Annotated in this window: 16 protein-coding genes and 1 pseudogene; 3 read left to right on the plus strand and 14 right to left on the minus strand. The window is 68.4% G+C overall.

The window, feature by feature from the left end:
* Nucleotides 1-10: 10 nt before the first annotated feature.
* The 7 genes and pseudogenes from AB0O36_RS24680 to AB0O36_RS24710 form a co-directional block, all read right to left on the minus strand.
* A protein-coding gene (locus AB0O36_RS24680) for an IS5 family transposase (RefSeq protein WP_365114103.1) occupies nucleotides 11-834 on the minus strand; the annotation gives its coding sequence in 2 pieces (ribosomal slippage) (nucleotides 11-477 and nucleotides 477-834; 825 coding nt in all).
* A gap of 54 nt (nucleotides 835-888) precedes the next feature.
* Nucleotides 889-1,785: an NUDIX domain-containing protein gene (locus AB0O36_RS24685; protein WP_365114286.1), complete on the minus strand. Its 897-nt coding sequence runs from the start codon at nucleotides 1,783-1,785 to the stop codon at nucleotides 889-891.
* Nucleotides 1,786-1,788: 3 nt separating this feature from the next.
* Entirely contained in the window at nucleotides 1,789-1,914 is a 126-nt protein-coding gene (locus AB0O36_RS24690) for a hypothetical protein (protein ID WP_365114105.1), read from the minus strand.
* Nucleotides 1,911-2,717, minus strand: a complete 807-nt coding sequence (locus AB0O36_RS24695; protein ID WP_365114107.1) for a class I SAM-dependent methyltransferase — start codon at nucleotides 2,715-2,717, stop codon at nucleotides 1,911-1,913. The genes AB0O36_RS24690 and AB0O36_RS24695 overlap by 4 nt, the downstream gene beginning before the upstream one ends.
* Before the next feature lie 32 nt (nucleotides 2,718-2,749).
* Nucleotides 2,750-3,040, minus strand: a pseudogene (locus tag AB0O36_RS24700) (GFA family protein); the annotation flags it as partial.
* Nucleotides 3,041-3,432: 392 nt separating this feature from the next.
* Nucleotides 3,433-3,873 (minus strand): GFA family protein, encoded by a 441-nt coding sequence (locus AB0O36_RS24705; protein WP_365114109.1) that lies wholly within the window; start codon nucleotides 3,871-3,873, stop codon nucleotides 3,433-3,435.
* 544 nt (nucleotides 3,874-4,417) lie between these two features.
* Nucleotides 4,418-9,226: a hypothetical protein gene (locus AB0O36_RS24710; RefSeq protein ID WP_365114111.1), complete on the minus strand. Its 4,809-nt coding sequence runs from the start codon at nucleotides 9,224-9,226 to the stop codon at nucleotides 4,418-4,420.
* 191 nt (nucleotides 9,227-9,417) lie between these two features.
* On the opposite strand from AB0O36_RS24710, the gene AB0O36_RS24715 reads away from it, so the two are divergent.
* The 3 genes from AB0O36_RS24715 (at nucleotide 9,418) to AB0O36_RS24725 (ending at nucleotide 11,436) form a co-directional block, all read left to right on the plus strand.
* Nucleotides 9,418-9,996 carry a hypothetical protein gene (locus AB0O36_RS24715; protein ID WP_365114113.1) on the plus strand — a complete coding sequence of 193 codons (579 nt, stop codon included), beginning with the start codon at nucleotides 9,418-9,420 and terminating at the stop codon, nucleotides 9,994-9,996.
* A 406-nt stretch (nucleotides 9,997-10,402) separates the two neighbouring features.
* The gene (locus AB0O36_RS24720; protein WP_365114115.1) at nucleotides 10,403-11,017 is read left to right on the plus strand and encodes a hypothetical protein; all 615 of its coding nucleotides are present in this window, start codon (nucleotides 10,403-10,405) and stop codon (nucleotides 11,015-11,017) included.
* Nucleotides 11,018-11,148: 131 nt separating this feature from the next.
* On the plus strand, nucleotides 11,149-11,436 hold the full coding sequence (locus AB0O36_RS24725) for a hypothetical protein (protein ID WP_365114117.1): 288 nt from the start codon (nucleotides 11,149-11,151) through the stop codon (nucleotides 11,434-11,436).
* Nucleotides 11,437-11,449: 13 nt separating this feature from the next.
* On the opposite strand, the gene AB0O36_RS24730 is transcribed toward AB0O36_RS24725, so the two are convergent.
* From AB0O36_RS24730 to AB0O36_RS24760, 7 genes are all read right to left on the minus strand, one after another.
* The gene (locus tag AB0O36_RS24730) at nucleotides 11,450-11,857 is read right to left on the minus strand and encodes a hypothetical protein (RefSeq protein WP_365114119.1); all 408 of its coding nucleotides are present in this window, start codon (nucleotides 11,855-11,857) and stop codon (nucleotides 11,450-11,452) included.
* Nucleotides 11,854-13,995: an integrase gene (locus AB0O36_RS24735; protein WP_365114121.1), complete on the minus strand. Its 2,142-nt coding sequence runs from the start codon at nucleotides 13,993-13,995 to the stop codon at nucleotides 11,854-11,856. The genes AB0O36_RS24730 and AB0O36_RS24735 overlap by 4 nt, the downstream gene beginning before the upstream one ends.
* Nucleotides 13,992-15,725 (minus strand): hypothetical protein, encoded by a 1,734-nt coding sequence (locus tag AB0O36_RS24740; RefSeq protein ID WP_365114123.1) that lies wholly within the window; start codon nucleotides 15,723-15,725, stop codon nucleotides 13,992-13,994. Before AB0O36_RS24740 ends, AB0O36_RS24735 begins: the two co-directional genes overlap by 4 nt.
* Entirely contained in the window at nucleotides 15,722-16,621 is a 900-nt protein-coding gene (locus AB0O36_RS24745) for a hypothetical protein (RefSeq protein ID WP_365114125.1), read from the minus strand. Before AB0O36_RS24745 ends, AB0O36_RS24740 begins: the two co-directional genes overlap by 4 nt.
* Before the next feature lie 322 nt (nucleotides 16,622-16,943).
* Nucleotides 16,944-17,276, minus strand: coding sequence for a helix-hairpin-helix domain-containing protein (locus AB0O36_RS24750; RefSeq protein ID WP_365114126.1), 333 nt, complete (start codon nucleotides 17,274-17,276; stop codon nucleotides 16,944-16,946).
* A gap of 146 nt (nucleotides 17,277-17,422) precedes the next feature.
* A complete protein-coding gene (locus AB0O36_RS24755) occupies nucleotides 17,423-18,721 on the minus strand; it encodes a 50S ribosomal protein L11 methyltransferase (RefSeq protein WP_365114128.1) in 1,299 nt (432 codons plus the stop codon).
* 53 nt (nucleotides 18,722-18,774) lie between these two features.
* Complete coding sequence (locus AB0O36_RS24760) at nucleotides 18,775-20,151, minus strand: NUDIX domain-containing protein (RefSeq protein ID WP_365114130.1); 1,377 nt, start codon at nucleotides 20,149-20,151, stop codon at nucleotides 18,775-18,777.
* Nucleotides 20,152-20,243 lie beyond the last annotated feature (92 nt).

Raw genomic sequence — 20,243 nt, forward strand, 5'->3', positions numbered from 1 at the left:
ATAAGAGGTCCTAACAAAGGCGTTGGACGTGGCGGTGGGTGATGAGACAGGTGGCGAGGCCGAGGAAGGCTTCGTGGATGTCGTCGCGTCGTTCCCACCGGACGCGGAGCCGGCGGAAGCCGTGCAGCCAGGCGATGGTCCGCTCGACGACCCACCGGTGGACGCCCAGGCCGGACCCGTGCGGCACTCCGCGGCGGGCGATCACGGGCTTCACCCCGGTCGCCCAGACCAGACGGCGGTACTTGTCGTGGTCGTAGCCGCGGTCGCCCAGAAGTGCGTCGGGTCGTCTGCGCGGCCGGCCGACCAGGCCGGGGACTGGCGGGATTTTCCGCAACAACGGCATCAACTGGGTGACGTCGTTGCGGTTCCCGCCGGTCAGCGAGACGGCCAGTGGGATGCCCTGGCCGTCGACGATCAGGTGGTGCTTGCTGCCCGGCCGTGCGCGGTCGACCGGGCTGGGACCGCTTTTGGGCCCCGCCGAGCGGCCCTGACGTGGGAGGAATCGATCACCGCCCGTGACCAGTCCAGCTTCTTCGCGACCCGCAGCTTCTTCAGCAGCACCACGTGCAGTTGGTCCCACACGCCGGCATCGTTCCACGCGGCCAGACGCCGCCAGCAGGTCATGCCGGAACCGAAGCCCAGCTCCTGCGGCAGGTACTCCCACTGGATCCCGGTATGCAACACGAACAGGATCCCGCAGAGTGCCTGCCGGTCCGGCACCCGAGGGCGCCCCTCCACCTGCTTCGGCGCCGGCTCGGGCAACAACGGCTCGATCAGCGCCCACAGTTCATCCGACACGATCCACGGCCGCGACTCACGTTTCCCCACAGCCAAGCCAACGACCACCCGAACCGAAAGTCACATGATCAACGGCTTCTGTTAGGACCTCTAAGTGCGGACCAGGGCGAGGACTAGATCTTCATCCCCGTCGGCCAGGTACGGGCGGGCCCCGTCCAGATGGCGCTTGATCTTGTCCGCGGCCGTGGCGGCTGCGGCGGGCTGCTCGGGTGCGCTGCGGTGAAGGACGTCCACGAGACGGCCCAGGGCCTGCTGGACGCGCGCCTCGTCGCTGGCGCCGAGGACCATGCCGTGCAGCGGGTGTCCGGGCAGCGCGGTGACGACGACGGCCCGCGCTGCGGTGTCGGCGGCGACGAGACGGGGAGCGCGCGCCCCGAGGGCCGGCACCCAGGACCGGTACGCGGCGACCTCCCGGTCATGGAACTTCGCCCCGCGGTGCCGCTTGAGGTACCAGGTGCCGCCCCCGGGCCCTGCCAGCTGCCACACCCGGCTGCCGGTGCGCACCCAGGACACCTCCGTCGCCTCCACGATCCGGCCGACGGCCTGCTCGGCGAACACCCGCAGCCCGTACGGCACCTCCACCCCACCGACGGGCGGTCCGCTCAGCAGGCGGGTGCGGTCGGGGCCGTCCGACCGGTGCTCGATGGCGTCGCCCGGCTGTTGGAAGTGCACGGCGGCGGGCAGACCGGCGCGGTAGGCGTCCAGACCGGCCCGGCAGTACGCCACCATCGGCGCGGGCAGGGCGTCCAGCGGGTACCAGTCCATGCCGTCGCACCGGTCCGGCTCCATGATCCGGGGCCGGCCCGACCAGCGGCGGACCTCGAAGAAGACGCCGAGACGGGACCGGGATCCCGTCGGTGGGTGGTGGTGGACGGTGACCGCCGCGGTCACGTCCTCCGTCTCGATGCGCACGCCCGTTTCCTCCAGGGCTTCCCGGATGACGGCCTCGACCATGTCCTCGTCGGGGTCGAGGTGCCCGGAAGGCAGATGTCACAGGCCCGACGCATACACCGGTCCGGCCCGGCGGGACAGCAGCACCTCCGGCCCGTGCTCGCCGTCGCGGCGCAGCACGAGGTGGACGTCGACCGGCACCGTGTGCCGGGCCCCGCCGCTCACCGGGCTGCCCCGGGGCGGCGGGCGAGCAGCACGGTGAACACGCCGTCCTCATACAGGACTCCGTCCTGCGCGTGCTGGAGCAGGAGTGTTTGGGCCTGGTCCTCGAATCCGGCGTGGTCGGCGAAGAGGTCGGGCCGGGCGAAGCTGGTGGACCGCAGGTATCCCAGGACGCTGCGGGGGGTCCACGTGCGGGTGAAGGGGATGCGGTGCTCGGCGATATCGCTGAACGCGGATTCGGCGAGGTCGTCTTCGTAGCGTCGGCCGGGCTCGCGGTAGGTGCCGGTGGTGCCGGCGCGGCGGTCTTCTCCGAGGTGGGACTGGATCAGGCCCTGGAGCGCGACGGTCCATTCGGCCTGGTGGGTCCACAGGCTGCCGTCGCCCATGATCGCGACGGCGGCGTGCGGCGAGGCCACCCGGTCGGCCATGGCCAGCACTGCCGGGCGGTCCATCCAGTGGAACGCCCGGCAGCAGGTGACCAGATCCGCCTGGTAGCCGGGTTGGGCGGGGGTGAACTTCTCGGCCGGGACGGCGTGCACGGTGGCGGTGCGCTCGCCCAGTTGGAGGCCGAGCTCGTCGAGCGCGGTGCGGAGCATCCCCTCGTCCTGGTCCACGAGGTCCAGGTGGGAGGCGGGAGGCAAGGTCGGCAGCATGGACAGGGCGACCTGTCCGGTGCCGGCGCCGAGGTCCAGCAGCCTGGGCGCCGCCACGCCGGCCAGTTCCTGGGCCAGGAGCCGGACCACCTCGTCGGGCAGCCGGGGGCGGTGTCGGGCGTAGTAGTGGTCCACTGAGTCGAACAGGGACACGGGTCTCCGATCTCGTGGTGTGGGCGTGGTGTTCAACGGCGGGTGTCGGGGACCTGGGGCAGCCAGGGCACGGCGGTCTCCCGGAAAGACTGGTTGACCGGGACCAGGTCGGGCGGGTTGCCCAGCGCGGAGAGGGTGACTGCGATGCTGGTGGCGCCGTCGTCGAGGGCGTAGATCTGGCTGCCGCAGGACGGGCAGAAGCCGCGCTTGGAGTCCGGCCACGTGTAGTGCCACGACGGCTCGGCGCCAGACCAGGTCAAACCGTCGAGCGGGAAGGAGACCCACGACATCATCGGTGCCCCCGACAGGCCCTGACAGTCCCGGCAACTGCAGGTTTCCCTGTCAAGTGCTTGTGTTCACGTCTTGTGCCCCCTCTTCGTGGTGGCGCCGCGGTAGTGGCCGTCGAAGGACTGGGACAGCCATCTGACGGACGGGATGAGCAGTTCCTGTAAGGCCAATTCTGCCGTGCTTGCGGGTGCGTTGAGGGCCGCTTCGATGATATCGGTAAGCCCATTCGCGAGCGGCTCGCAGTTCATCCACGATGCCCCGATTCTCGGCGCACCCAGATTCCTCGAAACCGGCACCACCCGAAATCTCCAGGCCCTGACTCTCACTTCCGCTTTCGCATCTCTCGGTGGGGGCGGCAGTTCGAATTCGTCGAGGAAGTAGCCCTGTGCGTATTGAAGTGCCCGGAGCGTCCCTGGACTGTCTCAGGTCACCCGGTCGCGCTGGGCTCTGTCTGTGCCACCGAGGGCAGCCAGCGCACGGCGTTGCCATGGAAGGACGCGTGGATCGGCACGAGGTCTTCGCCGCTGGTGTCGTCGAGGGCGGTGACGTTGATGCCGATCTCCGGGATGTCGCTGTCGATCGCCGCGACGCGGCTGCCGCAGGTCGGACAGAAGCCGCGCTTCGCCTCACCGGGGAAGGTCTCGTACCAGGTCGGCTCGCCACCCTCGCCGATCCAGGTGAGCGTCTTGAAGCCCACCCACCACATCACGGGGGTGCCGCCGAGTTTCTGGCAATGTTCACACTCACAGGTGTGGGGGAACACCGCGGGGCCCTGGGCGGTGAAGCGGATGCGACCGCAGAGGCAGCCGCCGGTGCGATCCTCGGCTGGTTCGGAGCGCTTGGCGTCGGCGGTGGGGGTGGCGTTCATCAGGTGATCTCCCAGACGTGATGGGCAAGTTGGGCAGATCAGTGTGCCATCGCTTCCACGATCGCCAGGCAGCTACTGGTGACCTGTCGCAGCGAAGGTTGAGCGTTTCTCACCGAAGGTTGAGCGAGTGCCCCCGACGGATGCCGGGCGTGGGATCGCGGGGCTTGTGGATGAGTTGATCGAGCATGTTGACGAGCGGCACACAGCGGTTGGCCGGGGGAGGCCGTTCGCCATGGCTGGTTGCATCGGATCGCCGTGATGATGTGCCGGGCGGCGAAGCGACGGAAGCCGCGAGGCGGCAGCAGCCTGGTAGCCGCACCCAGCACTCCTGGACGATCCAACCTTACGAATGGCTCGATCAACCCGATCAAGAATGTAGAGCGGCCTGACCTGCGACAGCACGACCGACGGGGCTCGTACAAGGATGGAGTTATGTAGTCGTCGACTCGTCCGTAGATCCATTCCCCGCTGCGTTGAGCCTGCCAGGAGCACTTCTGGCGTTTTTGATCACGCCGCGGATAGCCACCCTGTGAAAGTCTGGGTCTTAAGGAAGGTCGACGTCGAACCCCTGCGGAGTCGGCAGGGTCCTGAAGCCGAGGGTCTCGACGGCGAGCTTGAGTTTTCCCCTCCCCTTCTCTCTGCGGAACCTGTTGTAAGCGTCCATCCCGAACAAGGTCTGCAATGTCTTGCCCAACTCCAACGAGGTTAGACGGCGTTCCTCTCCGCGCGCTTGCTTCAGAAGGTCGTGAATGGCCCCCTGGAAGTCCTCAGCCTCCCCGTGGCCGCGCTGACGGCCGGCGAGCGAACGCAGCACCGCCGGATCGACCCGATAGGGCCCGGGGGCGGGAGCGGGTACCGCGGGCCCGGCTTCCGACTCGCCCGGCTGCGGTTCGGGCACCGGTGCCGTGCCCGTGTGTGCAGGAATAGAGGGGGTGACCAGTCTCGATGTGCCCAGGGGCGCGACCGCCTTGGTCGGCACGGCGTTGATCAGCGCGGCGGGTGTCTCACCGGGATAGGTGGGTTCCCAGGCGCGCAGTTCCTCGTAGCTGAAACCGAGGTAGAACTCAACGGGCTCGTTGATGTCACGGGTCTGCCGGAACTGGTTCCGGGGAGCGAAGAAGGCCGACAACTGGCTGCGGGCGATCCTCAGCCGTCCGGACTGGGGGCTCTTGATTTCCTCGATGATCCCGCTGACGCGTACCAGCTCCTGTGGGTGACTCCAAAAGCCTGTTGGTCCGTGGCGCTGTCGGCCCAATTCGCTGAAGTGCACCAGCGGATGCGGGCGCGAGTTACCTCCGAGCCACTCGAAGCTCCACTGCCTGCGGTGCTGACGGCTCAGACGCTTGCATTCCTCTAGGTGGTAGCGGATGCGCTCCTCGTCCCGCGCGTCGCCCCGGTACCAGATGAGAAAGTGCAGGATGTAGAGATAGTAGTTCGCATCGAGGCTGTTTCGTTCGGAGGCGAACCATGCGAGCCGCTCAAGGGCATGCGTCTCGGAAAACTCGGGAAGTTTCCTGTAGGACTGGAACCATAGCCGTAGGTCGGCGTCGGTGGCCTGGCCGTTGTTGACCCGCCCTTCGGTCATCTCGGAGATGGTCCGCGCCTGCTCCTCAGTCAGCCGCGACCAGTCCCGACCAGCCTTCGCGTACAGGGTGCGGGCGATGGCTAGGTCCACTTCAGAGTTGGCGCCGCGTCGGCGCAACTCCTGCCACTGCTCGACGAGCCTCTCGACGTCTCCGTAGAGCGCGGTCAGCCGCCGATCGAGCTTCCGGTAATACTTGCCTTCGGCGTTGATATTCCGAAGGTTGTCGAGCAGTTCCTCGGCCCGACCGATCTGCTCCGTTACCCATACGGCCGCAGGGTCGTCGCCCTCCATGAAGTCCGCGAGGCTCTCTTCACCCGAGGCCTGCCAGAGGCGTTCCACTACGGTCGCGATGAGTTGGATGGGGGTGGACCAAGTGTAGTCCGTGTTCCTGTACTTGCCCGCGTCGGTGAAGGCTTCCATCGCACGGTCGAACAGCGGCTCGACGGACGCGAGCAGCTCTTCTGGCGTGTGGCGTTCGCCGTCCCGGAGTATCTGGCTGAGCTTGTTCTCGATCCAGAACCGGCGGACCATGCCCAGAGTGTGCAGGTGGGTGGGGTGTCGGCCGTGGGACTTCTCCACGGCCTTGAGGACGAAGCCCTCGGCCCGGGCGAAGTCGGCCTTCACCTTATAGATATCATATCGGCCCCGGTGGTTCCAGAAGTGGGCGTTGTTTGGGCATTGGGTGGTGAGTACCTCGAACACCTCCGCGCCAGCCTCCACAGACATGCTCTCGATCAGCTCCGTGAAGTTGTCCGGCGTCTGCCCGTTCACAGATGAACTGGTGCGCCTGATGAACAGCTCGTTCAGCAGGCGCGCGGTCGTCCTGTTCTCGGAGCCGAGCAGGGAGGTCGTCTTCCTGATGAAATCCACGGAGATCTTGCCGAGGCTGTACCGTTCGCCGTCGATCTCGCCATTCAGAATGTGCTCCGCGATCAGGGGGTGCAGCAGCCTCAGCGCGCCACGCTCCGTAACGACCAGGTGGCGCAAGTCAGGACCGAGGAGCTCGCTGAGCTCTGCGTCGTTCAGGGGTGAGTAGACCGGCCGCTTGCGCCCCATCCAGGACTCGACCATGACGATCGGCAGGCCGAGTTCCTGGCCGTAGCGTGTGAGCAGTGCCAGATGGCGGGCGAGTTCCTTCTGCTCCCGGCTCAGCCCGGCGAAATGGTTGCCTACGTACGAGGCGATGCCTTCGAACTGCTCCTCGTATACGCACAGACCGAAGAAGAATGGCGAGAGTTTCTGCGCGGCCACGACATCGGTGGCCCCCTCGGCCAGGCCGTCCAGGAGCCGACGTGCCCGATCCGTGTCAGCGCGCTCCCGGAACTTGTTGATGAAGTGTTTGCGCTCTGGACCCTGTAGCGGGTCGAGCAGTTGGTGCTTGGTCCCGCTCTGGCCCACGTTCGTGCGGTTCACCCACAGCAACACGGCCCGCGTGTTCCTCTGGGCCAGGAAGTGGATCAGTTCGTCTCGGTCGTTGTCCGGGAGGATCGCCGACTCCGCGATCACGAGCGCGGGATGTCCGGTCTCCTGGTAGATCTCATCGATGCGGTCGGCCGTGGTCTCCGAGTAGTTGCGCAGGAGCACGGTCGGATGGGTGCGGTGCAGGTTCCACGCCACGCGACGGGCGAGCGTCGTGCCGCCGGCTCCCGGGGAATGATCGAGGTGGACGGTGGCAAGCTGGTGGTCGCTGAGGCGCTGGGTAATGTCCTCCAACAGGCCCGGGTAAGCGTCCCGCTGGACGTCGATGGGCACTTCCAGTTCCTGCCAGGTGGGTGGCCGACCACGCCAGAACTCGTCGGTCAGCTGCTGGGCAGACCCGCTGCCGGAGAGGATCTCGGAGTGCAGCACCTCCAGGTCAACCGAGAGCCTCTGGAGATCGGACCACTTGAGTACCCAGCGCCGCCCGTCAAGGCCGGGCAGTGAGGGCGCCGCGACACTCGCGTCCGGCGGCAGGGACTCCGCAACGACGGAAAGGAACGCGTTGATGTCGATCCCGTTGACGGCGGGGGCCTGCGCAAGATCGAGACGTTGGGCGATGCCGTCGTACCGCTCGTCGATGTAGTCGATCACGCGGTCGATCTCCCGGTCGCGCCGTCCAGAGCGCAGCACCAGGACGGCCGCGGACTGGTGCGGGGTGCCGTCGTGGGTCTCGTCGACCAGCTGCCGTACTCGCTGCAGGTGGCCTCGTCGGCGCCATTGGTCGTCGGACTCGGAGGTCGGCTCGTCGTGGGTCGTCCAACCGTTTGCCATCAGCCAGTTCGTTGCGGAGTCGGGCGGGACCAGCCTGCGGTTGTCGCCGAAAACACTGACGTGACGCCGTTCCGCTAGGTCGGGCGCAACGACACTGGACAGGCCAGTGTCGTCGCTGTCCGGATCTAGGTCGATCACAGAAGCCCAGCCGCAGTGCGCGAGCGCAGCCAGTTCGGGACTGGCGGTCACACTGTCGGCGACTAGGAAGACGTCCATCCCCCCATACGTCTGCCGGAACGGCTTCCAGCGGCGCAGGGCTTCCTCTGCGGTGATCGGGGTGGCACTGGTGCTGGCAGCCAGGCCAACTGTGCCGATCCGGTCCTCCTTTGCGATGTTGACCCACACCTCGGGGTGACGCTCGCGTAGGAGAAGGCGGGCCGCCCAGCCCGCGCTGGCGAGGGCGGCGCGACGTTGGGACATGTCGTCGAGCGGCTTCGCGGCCCAGTTGAGGCCGGCGGCGATCCGGGCCATGAGCATCTGGTGCCGCCAGACGTCCACCCGCTTGTGCTCGCGGGTGGCGAGTACGTTCTCCGTCTCGCGGCGGATTCGGCGCAGCAGGTTGACGAGCCCGGAGTCGTTGAAGTCCAGCTCGACGGGGATCGTCAGGCCCTCGTCGTCGAGCCTGGCGAGCAAGGGGAGCACCCGGCCGCTGGTGGACGCGCCCAGCCCGAACAGCAGGGCAGACAGCTCCAGGTACGCGTGGTCGTACAAGAGCGGTGTGGGCGTGCCCCAGTGGACGTCGATTAGCCAATACGTGAGGTTCCTGGTCAGGCGGGAGCCCCGGACTAGGACGTTACGCAGGTGCAGATCGCCGTGGGTCGGCCCACGGAAGCACGCCAGGTCGTGACCGGTCAGGCCGAGGTCGACGTCGAGCAGGACGAGAGGATCCGGCAGGAGTTCGCCTTCGTGGCGGAAGACGCGGCCTGTCGCATGGAGTTGGTCCAGTACCTCGCGGACTCGGGAACCGCGCTGGCCGTCCGGGAAGTCGCTGCCGAGCCATTCACGTAGCACTGTTCCCACGGTGCCCTGGTAGTTCGGCGGGCCCGCGACGGAGAGTTGAGCGCTCAGCAGGTCCCGGGAGACCCGGGCAAGCATCTCCTCGCGGTCCTCGGCATCGACATGATCGGCCGAGCGCAGCCGGTCGAGGCTGAGCCCCGCGATGTCGTAGACGTCGACGCTGGTACCGGGGCCCTGGAGCGACTGAACCAGTTTCGGGACGCGGGCCTGGCCGAACTCCCCGAGTCCCGTGGTGAAGGCATTGTGGGCTGACGACTGGGGGCGGCCGGTGGAGAATCCGACCTTCAGGATGTACTGGCCGTTCAGGACTGCGCCGGGGCCGCAGCCCGACGCATGGCTAATGTCGCACAGCATCACCCGGGCATCCGTGTAGCCGCCCGCAAGCGACTTCACGATCTCTACGGAAGTGCTGCCAGGTAAGCCATTCCGCAGCAGTGCCAGGCCGGACTCCAACAGATCACGGCCGGGTCCCCCGTCGCTCTTCGCCGTGTTGCGGTTCATGGCCGAAGACTACAGATGTGGACCACATATCACACCGAAAGTTCCACCATCTCTCACAACGACCACCCCAACAGGGGCAACTTCCGATGACTTCCTGCTCCAGCGAGGCACAGCGGCCAGCCGGACCGGGCAAGCGGGAGGGGACGGTGGGTAAGCTTCCGGTGGGCACTCGCGGCAGCAAGGAGTCATCGGTGGAGGCACTGATCGCTGCGGTCATCGGCGTATGCGGAACGCTCTGCGCGACTTGGTTGACCCAGCGCAGCGGAGAGCGAGCGCTGGCTGCAGAGCGGCGCAGCGCCGAGCGGCTGCGTCAGCTTGAGGAGAGCACCCGAAGCGAGGAGCGCGTCCTGGATCTGCGCCGCGCGAACTACATCGCCCTGAACCAGGCTGCGCGCCGCTACTTCGGCGCGCTCAACGACGGACTTCATCGGATGCCGTCTGGCCAGGCCACCCAGGATCTGGACGCGCAGGGCGCTGAGCTGGATGAGGTGCGCATCCAGTACCGTGCTTGCTACGCGGAGGCCCAGATGGTCGTGCCCGACGCGGTCCTAGCCGTCGCCTCTCTTGTCAACCGTGAGTTGAACCAGGCGTACGGGATTCTCAAGCGCCTGCACGACCGCACCCCGCGGGAACAGGACAGCCCACAGCGCATTCGCGCGCATCTAGAAGCCGCCCGTGGCCTCCTGCACGATCTCCGCCATGAAATGCGCCTGGACCTCGGGATCACGCACCTTGCGCGCCCAGAGAGGCAGTCGACTCCGTCCGACTGACTATCCGATTCCAGCCTTGGTCCGTGAGCCCCACGGCGTCCCATCCTGCCCGGTCTGCCTCCATGCATCGCGCGATGTGCGCTGCGCCGCACCAGAGACCTGACCGTACTGGCGCGCTATGGCCTGGACCCAATTGATCTGCCCGGTAGGGCCCGGTGAGGCGGGTTGGGTTCTGTTCACCGCGGGCCCCCTTCACCTATCGCAGTCTGACGCGAGTTGCACCGTTGGCCTGGACAGGCCCGGTCCCGAAGCTGTTGGCGCAGGCCATCGGCGAGAGGCTCGGCCGGCCCGTCAACCTCGGCGAGATCGGTATGGGCGAGGCAGAGACAATCGACGCGGATGTGGGGTTGGATTCCCGCGAGACCCCGCCGACGCCGTCCACGTCGCCACTTCGTTCTGGAGCTCCGTGAACCGCCACGACTTTCTGGCCGGATCCGGCTTCACCGCCTCCGCCTTCATCACCCCCGTCCCCCGATGGCTCGTCACCCCCGCCGACGAGACCGCTGACCACAAGGGCGGCGGCCAGGTCGGCCGGGCCGACCTCGACGAACTACGCGAGGCCGCCGACGACGCCCGCCGTTGGGACTCGAAATACGGCGGCGGGAACTGGAAGGCCAACTCCGTCACCGACTGCCTCGACCACCGCGCCGGCCCCCTGCTGCAGGGCTCCTTCTCGGACGAGATCGGCCGTGAACTCTTCTCCGTGACCGCCGAGCTGTCGCGGCTCGCCGGGTGGACGGCCTTCGACGTCGGTCAGCACGATGCCGCCCAGCGGCACTTCATCCAGGCCCTCCGCCTCGCCCGCGCCGGCGGAGACGTGCAGCTCGGCTGCTACGTCCTGACCACGATGGCCATGCAGACGCTCATGCGCGGGTTCGCGTCCGAGGCCGTGGACATGGCCCAAGGCGCCTTCACCCGCGCGAAGGGCCAGGCCGTCCCCCGCGTGCTGGCGTTCACCAAGCTCATCGAGGCCCGAGTGCATGCGCGCGAGAACGACCCCGGGCGGCCTCGAAGGCCCTGAAGGCGTCCGAGGACCTGCTGGATCAGGCGAAGGAAGACAGCGGCGACGAGCCCGCGTGGATCGACTCCTATCACCACGCCCGTCTCTCCGCAGACGCCGCCGAGATCTTCCGCGACCTGAAGAACCCCAAGGTGGCCCTGGCCTGGAACCAGCAGGCCGCCGCCATGCCGACCGGCGTGTTCACCCGCTCCGTCGGCATGCGGCTCGCCATCGTCGGGACCGCCTACCTCCAGGCCCGCGACCTCGACCACGGCCTCGAACTCGGCAACCGCAGCGTCGACATCCTCGATCGCGTCCAGTCCAGCCGGGCCAAGGACTACGTGGCCGAGTTCAACAGGGCCCTCGCCCCCTGGCGGCGCGAGCCAGCCGTCCGCGAGTTCGTCCAGCGGACCCGCAAAGAACTCGGCGTCGCCGCGTGACAGCTCGCTCTCTCTAATCACCGGACGGGCGGAGCGGGATGACGTTGTCGGTAACAAGCTGGTCCTGGCCGTCGGGGTTTTGCAGGAGGAGGACGGCGGCGGCGAGGGCCATCTGCTCCGCTCGATGCCGGGACGTGGCCTCGGCGGCCCGGGAGTCCTTGAGCGCTTCCTTCAGGCGGACGACCTCTTTGCGAAGCCGCCTTTCGACCTCCGGGGTCTGGTGCGTTTCTGCGCGGACTCGCGCGTAGAACTCCTCCTTGAGGTCGGCGTGGCGCTTCTGCAGAGCCATGCGGTGAACACCGGCTTCCGCAGCGAGCGCGACCACGGTGAGGCTGCCATTGGAGCTAGTGGGCTGTCCGGCCAGGAGGCGGTCCATGGCCGCGCGGATGCGGGTGCGTTCGTCAAGGTGCTGTTCGTTCATGCGACGGTTTCCTCGGCGGTCTGGGCGGCGGAGTCGTGGGCGTCGGCGAGTGCACGGAAGCGGTCGGCGGTCCGGCGGAGCCGGTTGCCCAGGGGCTGGGGCACGCTGGCTGTCTTCGCGTCGAGCCGATCGGCGTGCTTTCGTGCCGCGTGTGCGTGGCTGTCGGTGCGGACCGCGTTGCCGCAGCCGAGTTGGCAGGCGAACTGGTTCGGCGCCGTCGCTCCGGGGTCCGGATCGCACAGGGCAGTGTCGCGCTTGAACGCGCAGATGAGGAAGGCGTCCGGGTTGTCGAAGAGGACGAGGCCGTCGCGTTCGAGGAACTTGGCGGCGGCCTTCGGGGTGGTCAGGGCGCCTTCGAAGCTGGGGATCGAGGTCGCTCCGACGATTGCCCGCCGCGCTGCCGGGCCGGAGATCTTCTCGCCGGCCGCCGTGGCATCGCGCAGCCGGGCGGCGGTCTGTGCGGCGGCGAGGGCGGTCTCGACGTCGAGCACCCCGTGGAAGCCTCTGCGCTCGCGGCTGCCGTAGCCGGTGGAGGTGCGGGCGTCCAGGGCGGTGCGCATGTGTCCGTACTGGATGGCGAGGGCGACCAGGCCGCCGGGCCGGCGGGCGATGTGCCAGGCCAGGGTTCTGCGCAGACGGCTCAGTCCAAGGTTGCCGTGCGGGTCCTCCGGTACCCGTTGATCTGGTAGGCCCTGAGCAGTGGCCTCCTGGTTGATCCACGACACGAGGTTCTCGACGCGGCGATCCAGCGTGGCCCGCTTCAGCGCACCGTGGTGCCTTCGCTGGGAGATGATGTCGTGGTGGGTGGAGCTGAACAAGAGCTCGCCCTTGGGGACGATGCGTTCCAGGACGCGGATGGCGTTGACGACCGGAGTGATCGCGACCCATGGGACTGCCCGCTCCTCGCCGGCGGAGACATGGTGCCCGTCGGAGTCACGGACGTTCTTGTAGTGGTGGGAGCGGATCAGATGCCGCGGCATGGAGCCGTCGGGATTCGGTTGCGGGTCGGGGCAGCAGCCGGATCGTAGCGACCGTGCCTCCTGGGAGCGCATCCCGGTCAAATACAAGATCACGATTGCGGCTGCCGTAGCCAGGTGCCGCACCAGGATCGGCGTCTCCTCGTAGTCCATGAACTCGCGCCATGGCCGTCCCTCGATCCGGCCCGTAACCGGCACCTGCATCGGGCTGGGGCCAGGCCGCTGAGCTGCGAGTCGGTAGAGTCCGCGCCGGGCGACGATGGTCTGGACTTGGGTCCGGCTGCACCCGGTGACCGCGGCAACGTAGTGGTGCGCCAGGGTGACACCGTGCATCCGGCTCACGGTGGCGGGCAGCGGTGCACCGGAGTTGATCAGAGGCAGCAGATAGCTCTTGAGAGCTGCCAGGCCCTCGCGGGTGGTCTTGGCGGCTTTCACCTGTGCGTGCATGCGGCGGCGTTCGTCCCAGGCAGCCAGGATGTCGCCGGAGAAGTCCTCGACCAGACGGATCGACCAGGTGAGCAAAGGGCCGATCACGGTCGGATCCAGCGGCTCGGTCTTGTTCTCCCCGCCAGCCTCCGCGGTCGCGGCGGGCAGATAGTCGTCGATGCCCTCGTCCTCCCAGGGAGGACGCGTAATGCCGCAAGGACTGACCGAGAGCTGGTCGAAGGCCCACAGGTCCGAGAGCCAGCGCAGAATCGTCAGGGCATGACCGCGCGTACAGCCGCTGGCGTACTTGGCTGCGTACGCCTTCCAGTGCTCCGTGGTGCAGTCGCTGAGCTGGGACACGCCTTGTCGGTCGAGCCAGCGTACGAACTTCATCCACTGGATGATGTTGTCGCGCATGCTGGTCACGCCGTCGCGTGTCCGGTTCTGAAAGCCGCGTTCCCGTATGTAGGTGGGGCGCAGCTCGCCGTTGATCAGGCCCCAGAGGACACGACGGACCTCGCTCCGCAAGGTGGCCGGGCACTTCCTCAGATTGATCTTGTGGATGCTGTCCCCGGGGTTGTCGGTCAGCGGGCCCAGCGACCAGATGTCGTCGCTGTAGACGGAGTTGGCGTGGGTGTTGCCGGCGCTGATCCACCGTTCCATGACGACCGGCCTGTCTGGTTCCGGCAGCGGCAGGATGTAAGGATCGGCCTCGATGGACAGTGCGGTCGTCACGGGGCCAGGTCTCCCTCGAGCAGGTGGTCGGTGATCATTCGGTCGCGGTCGGTTACCCGGCCCAGTGCGGCATCCCAGGTGCTCTCGTTGACCTTTGACCGCAGGTCATCGAGTCGCTGGAGATGTTCGTCCCAGCGCTCGCGCCAGAGTTTCTTGGGCCAGGCGGAGCGAAGCGAGATCAGCTGCCGGCGCAGAAGCGCGAGGCGCGGGTGGTGGCCGGTGTGGACCCGGGAATTCTCGCAGGACAGGCAGAGCAGGAAGTCGGCGCCGCAGCCCCCGTTCGGGTCCGGCCAGGGGCTGTTGTCCTCATCCGCGCAGTCCGCCGTCGCGGTCTCCTGGTGGGCCTCGTTGGCCGTGTCCGTCAGGCGCCCGTGGAAGGTGTAGTCGCGGGCCTGTTCGAGGGCCTCCTCGGCTCCCGCCGCGATTACGTCCACGGCGGCTTCCTGGACGTTCTCGTCGGGCAGGACGTAGATGCTCTCGTGGGTGCCGGGCTTGTGCTGCAGCGGCTTTCCCGTCGTGGTGACGGTGGTCCTGCGGGCGCGTTGGAAGGGTGAGCCGATGTTGTGGGATCTTGCCCAGACTCGCGCATCGGCCTTGGACACCCCGAAGCACAGCGGGCCGACGTTCCGGGGTCGGTCCAGATTGGAGTCCACGTCCGTACGGCGCCGGTTGCGGGCGACCATCAGCAGGTCGTGGCCCGGTGACAGGGCGGCGGCCAGGGTCCGCCCGTGATTCGTGGCTTCCAGGGCCTGGGTGATGAGCCGGCCTGGCGAGTCCGCGCCGGAGTCGGTGTAGTTCTCCGTGGCGAACCACCGTCCCTCGCCGGAGCGGCGCTTCTCCACCAGGACCTCGTAGGTGACTGTGGTCTTCTCTCCTGCAGATGGGGTGATCACGGGCACGTGCAGACGGTCGTAGACCGACAGGTTCCAGCCGTAGCGGTCGGTCATCATCACAGCCAGCGCCGTCAGCTCCGCCCGGCTGAGGAACAGCCGGCCGGCCGTCTTCCCGCGGTTCTTTCCGCGCAGCAGATGCTCGGCCCGGGTGTAGACCGGCCCCTCCTTGTCCGGGTACCCGGGCAGTTCGCCCGTGGCGGCCAAGCACTCGAGGACGGACGCGACCCTGCACTCACGGCTGGCCGGGTCCAGCGAGCCCGCCCGGTAGCGGTCCAGCAGCGTGGTGTTCTCCCGGATCCGCAGCAGCGCGGCCCGGAACTGCCGTTCGGCGGTCTGCAGCATCTGGTCGCGTTCCGACGGCCGGTAGGACTGCTTGGACGGCTTGCCCTTCTTCGGAACAGGGCGGGCCAGTTCCTCGGCGGCCAGGCCCTCGGACAGCCGCGGCTCCCGCTCGAGCAGCGTACGGACCTTCGCGAGGGCCTCACGCCCGCCGGGGGTGTCCTTGTGATTGTTGCGCCAGAGCCGGAGCGTGGCCGAGGTGAGGTTGCCGAGATCCTCGGCCGGGTGCCCCTGGCCCTTGAGGAACCGGGCGAAAACCTCCACGGACCGCCAATACGACTCGCCGCTTGCGTGGCTGTTCCACCCCATGGACTGCGCGGCGAACGCTCGCGCGAGTGAGGCGCGCATCGGCTGCGGTACGGAGATCTCGGCGAAGTCGAAGACCCGCCTGTAGCCCTCCTTGTTGACCACCGTGACCTGCAGTCCGTCGGCGGCTATTCGCTGGGTCGCCTGGAAGTCAGACGGTGGCAGGACCGCCCGGCGTCCCCGCCCGCTCATGACGCTTCCGCGACGGGCAGGGCGTCAACCAGCACCTCGATGTCCTGGATCCCGGAGGTCTCCCGGGCCAGCCGGGCGAACAGACCGTTCAGATCCTTCGCCTCGTCCGTCTCCTCCCCGTGTCCGTCTTCGGTATCGAAGGCTAGGATCGACTCCAGCTGCAGATGCATGACCGGGCGGAGGTAGTGCTCCTTCGTCGTCTCAACGTCCTTGTGTCCCAACAGGGTCTTCACCAGCCACCACGGGTCGCCGTAGAGCTGGGCGAAGTCGCGCCGGTCCGCAGCGTTCAGCCCGTACTTCTTGTCCATCAACTCGTTGAGCAGGATCAACATGTAGAGCGCCATCGAGTGCCTCATGGAGTGGGGTGTCGCGTACGGGACCTTCCCGCGGATCTCCGCGACCCGCAGCAGCCGGGGCGTCTCTCGTTCCTGCGGGGTCAGCAGAGCCTGTTCGCAACGTTGGTTGGCTTGCCGGAACACGGTGTTCCAGCGGTCCGGCAGCATGGGCAGGCCCTGCTCAGTCAGCCACAACCACGCCGGCTCCGGGCCCTGTGGTCCCTCGACGAACAGCCACTGCCGCTCGCGCCAGTCGAGCAGGTTCAGGTCATGGCGGCCTTGGACGCCGTCGCGGTCGACCCAGTGGACTATCGAGGTGCGGCCCGTCGTGACCTTCGTGATCAGCCGCATCTGCGGCAACTTCTCGTAGCGTCCCTGGGCCTGGGCCCGCTCGACCGCCCAGGCTCGCTCCGACTCCGCGTAGGCGCTGACCTGGCGCAATGAATCGACCGACGCGTAGAAGGTCCGGTCTCGCTTCGACCGGGACAGCGCTCGGGCCATCTGCCCGTGGCAGTAGCGGCCCGAGCGCAGCGGGCGGGACGGCACTTCGAACGTCAACATGGCGCCAGATTCCTGCCGCCGCAGTCCCGAGCTGAGCGTGAACCCGACGAACGAGGTGTTCCGGAGCTCGGTCCGTCCGTCCCAGCCCGGCACCGGTGTCCCGTCGGGACCGAGGCCGCGAAGGCCAACATCCTGCCAAAGACCCCAGGTTCTCGGTGTCAGCCACGACACCCGCGAGCTGCGGGCGTCCGCGGCGCGGTCCGCCCGGCGCCGGCTGTCCACCGGCAACGGCGTGACCTTCGCCCACCGGTAGAGCCGCGTGAAAGCCGGCGCCTCCCGATCCCACTTCGCCCCGCTGATTCGGCTTGGGTTGAGTGGCGAGTCACACCGAAATTCCCGGTACGCGCGCAAGTCGCTCCCGGTCGCCTGCCGCCACGGGATCCCACGTCTCCACAACCAAGTCAGCAACAGTCGGATATCCAGCGCGTAATTTCCGTCGAGTTTCCCGCTCCAGCGGATGGAATTCCGGAGAGAGTACGAATTCCAGCAGCTCGGAATCGACCGCGAAATCAGGCCGTGCAAAGACCGGATCACCCGGCTGAAGCCCCACCGCGGCCACAGCTGCCGGCAAGTCGCGGACCCCCAGCACCCCCTCCTCCGGGAGCGGCCCCCACCGCTCCGGATCTGGCACGAACACCAGCCACCACTCGTCCATCTGCCACCCCTGTGAGTCCCTTGAACTCACTCAATCATCAGGGAAGCACAGGTGGGGGTAATCGGGCTCCCCGGTGACTGTGAACTGGACCTTCCTGCACAGGCAGCCGCCGGACCGGGCAGCGGTGGAAGTGGGGGCGGGTGAGGTCATGAGGTGAACTCCTTCGGCACCAGGGTGGGTTCGGGGGCTTGCGGCGGGACGGTCCCTGCCGACTGGAGGGCGGCGGGCAGTGGCCAGGACAACTCGTTCGGCCCGCTGCCGGCGCTGACCCACTGGGTTCCGTCCGGTTCGAGGTGCAGCCGGTAGGAGGACGGTGTTCCGGCCGCCTGCCATCGGGTGGCGGTGTCCTGGATCTCCGCCCAGATGTCGCGAGGCCCGCAGACCGTGACCGTCCACGTCCCGGAGTCGTCCGGCCGGGCAGTGACCCACGACCCGCAGTCGGGGGCCCCGATGACCAGGTGGTCGGCAGCCCAGTTCCGTACGAGCCCGGGGTGCAGGTGGTCCAGGGCCAGCCACAGACCCCGCGCATCATTCAGCGGCGGGCCGATGTGCGTGGTGAGGGTGCTGCCCCCGTCCGCGGCCTCGATCCGTCCCCGCAGACCGGGCTTCAGGTAGAGCTGGCTCCAGCCGTGGCCCGCCCGGTGCCCGAGGCGCACCGCTTCCAGGCGGGCCCGGACGCGCCCGCTGCCGGTCCTGGTGAGGACGGCCAGGCCCGGCCAGGACGGCGAGGACGTCGACAAGGTCGCCAGCCCCAGCCCGTCGGCGGCCAGTTGCTGCTGCCAGGCATCGGGCACCCGGGTGACCGCGTACGACACGAAGATCCGGTCGTAGCCGGCGCCGGCGGGCCAGCCGTTCTGCCCGTTCCCCGTCACGGCTGTCGGGCGGTGGCCGAGCAACGCCAGCCGCTCGCGGGCGGCGGCGGTGACGTGCTCGTCCCGGTCCACGGTGACCACCCCGGCATCACCTGCGATCACGCACGCGACGGCCGCGGTCACTCCCGCACCGGTCCCGACATCCAGGACCCGCTGCCCCGGCCGCAGATCCAGTTGCTGGAGGCGCGCGACGGTCATGCCGGCCGTGCTGGACATCGCCGTCATCGACCCGCCCGACCGCGGGGTCGGCACCCGGCCCAGGACCGGCTCGCCGTCGTGCTGGACCAGCACGCTCTCTCCTCCGTACAGCAGCCCGAGCAGCTCCTGCCGGTCCGCGGGCACGGCCCAGTCGAGCAGGTCCCAGCGCGGCGGCGTCTCGTCCGGGCCGCTGCGCCTCACGTACGCCTGCGGCATCAGCACCTCCCGCCGCACCGCGAGGAAGGCGTCCCGGACCGGGCCCGCCCGGAGATGGCCGGCCGCTTCCAGCCCGGCGAGCATCTCCGCCCGCGCGACCCTCGCTCGCTCCTCAGGGGAAGTTTCGGTCCGGGCGGGCGGTACGAGGGGATCGGGCACGTACGACTCCTTGGGCAGGGGGACGGGGACTGCGGGCGGGAAGCGCGGGGCGGTCAGGTCCACCCGAGCTCGGTGTAGGGGCGACCGGCTCGGATGCCTTCGATCGCCGCGCGGGTGTAGGGGACGATCGGCTCGGGGAGGGCGTCGGCGGGCCACCAGCCCCAGGAGACGCAACGGTCCGGCTCCCGGACCTCGGGGGTTCCCGTCCACTGCCGGGCGCGGAAGACGAACCCGATTCTTGGTTGGTCTCCGGGCTTGTCGACCATGTGCACCACGTGGGCGAGCTCGACGTCGGCCGGGTCGATGAGCAGTCCGGCCTCTTCCTGCGCCTCGCGGACCAGGCAGGTCACCGCGGACTCCTGCTCGCAGTGCCCGGCGAGGAAGTGGTGGGTGCCGCCGGCGTACGCAGAGCCGGGGTGGCGCAGGCCGAGCAGCACCTCGCCGTCGCGTTCCAGATAGAGGTGAACGCCGACGATGTGCGGAACGCTGGTGCTGCCCGCCTTCGGCCTGTCCGGCCCGAGGGCTCCGCCCTGGGGCGCCGTCGTGCTGCGGGCGGCGTGCTGGGCGTGCCGGCGTACGAGCTCCAGGGTGGAGGGGCTCAGCCTCAGGCGCTCCGTGGCATCGGGGTGGAACCAGGCCAGCATCACGCCCTCGGTGAGCGGCAGTCGGGCGGGGTCGCCGTTCCACTGGGCGGTGAACACCTGCACCGGCACGGTCAGGCCGTTGGTGCCGGTGGCGAGCTCGACGGCGAACGGCTCCAGCCCAGCCGGCTCGAGCCCGGCTTCTTCTCGCAGTTCACGGCGGACGGTGTCGTCGAGCGAGGTGTCGCCGGGTTCGCGGCCGCCGCCGAGCAGCGCCCAGGCCCCGGGCTCCCAGATGCCGGGGATGTCGTCGCGTAGGTGCAGCAGGTAGCGGCCGTGCCCGTCGTGGATCAGCGCCGAGGCGTTGACCGGCTCGATGCGGCCGTCGAGCCCGGATGCGGTGAGCTTCGCCCGCAGCTGCGGGGCCGTGACCTTGTCGAAGGCGGCCCACTGTGGGGCCGAGACCTCCTCCGGCTGCACCGTGACCTTGACGTCCCTGTCCACCAGTTGGAAGACGAAGCGGAAGTCCCAGTGCTGGTGCGCGGCCTCGCCCTTGGCTGGGTTGGCGTCGATGTCGAAGAAGTCGATGTCGATGGGCAGGTCCCCGTAGGCGGCGGTGGCGCACAGGGCGCCGGGCGGGATGCCGGCCTCCTCGTGGATCTCGCGCAGCGCCGTCTCCAGCAGCCAGCGATCCGCGGCCTCGACGTGCCCGCCGGGTGCCAGCAGGAGCCCGAAAGTGTTGTGGTGGACGAGCAGCACCCGGCGATCCTGGTCGACGACGACCGCACTGCACGTGATGTGCCCCGGCATGGTCGAGCGGCTCGTGGGCTCGGCGTCTTCGTCCAGCAACCGCAACAGAGGTGTCAGCAAGGGAACTTCAGCCGGGTGCCTTTCCAGGTAGGCGGTGACGAGATCGCGGATGTGTGCGCGGGCGGGTGGCA

Origin of the sequence: Streptomyces sp. NPDC089799, assembly GCF_040684755.1 — a bacterium.
In the GTDB taxonomy this organism is placed as follows: Bacteria; Actinomycetota; Actinomycetes; order Streptomycetales; family Streptomycetaceae; genus Streptomyces.

Excerpts from the sequence above, each read along its gene's own strand:
- AB0O36_RS24740 (WP_365114123.1), bottom strand. The coding sequence starts at position 15,725 with ATGAGCGGGCGGGGACGCCGGGCGGTCCTGCCACCGTCTGACTTCCAG.
- AB0O36_RS24750 (WP_365114126.1), bottom strand. The coding sequence starts at position 17,276 with ATGGACGAGTGGTGGCTGGTGTTCGTGCCAGATCCGGAGCGGTGGGGG.
- AB0O36_RS24730 (WP_365114119.1), bottom strand. The coding sequence starts at position 11,857 with ATGAACGAACAGCACCTTGACGAACGCACCCGCATCCGCGCGGCCATG.
- AB0O36_RS24745 (WP_365114125.1), bottom strand. The coding sequence starts at position 16,621 with ATGTTGACGTTCGAAGTGCCGTCCCGCCCGCTGCGCTCGGGCCGCTAC.
- AB0O36_RS24710 (WP_365114111.1), bottom strand. The coding sequence starts at position 9,226 with ATGAACCGCAACACGGCGAAGAGCGACGGGGGACCCGGCCGTGATCTG.
- AB0O36_RS24705 (WP_365114109.1), bottom strand. The coding sequence starts at position 3,873 with ATGAACGCCACCCCCACCGCCGACGCCAAGCGCTCCGAACCAGCCGAG.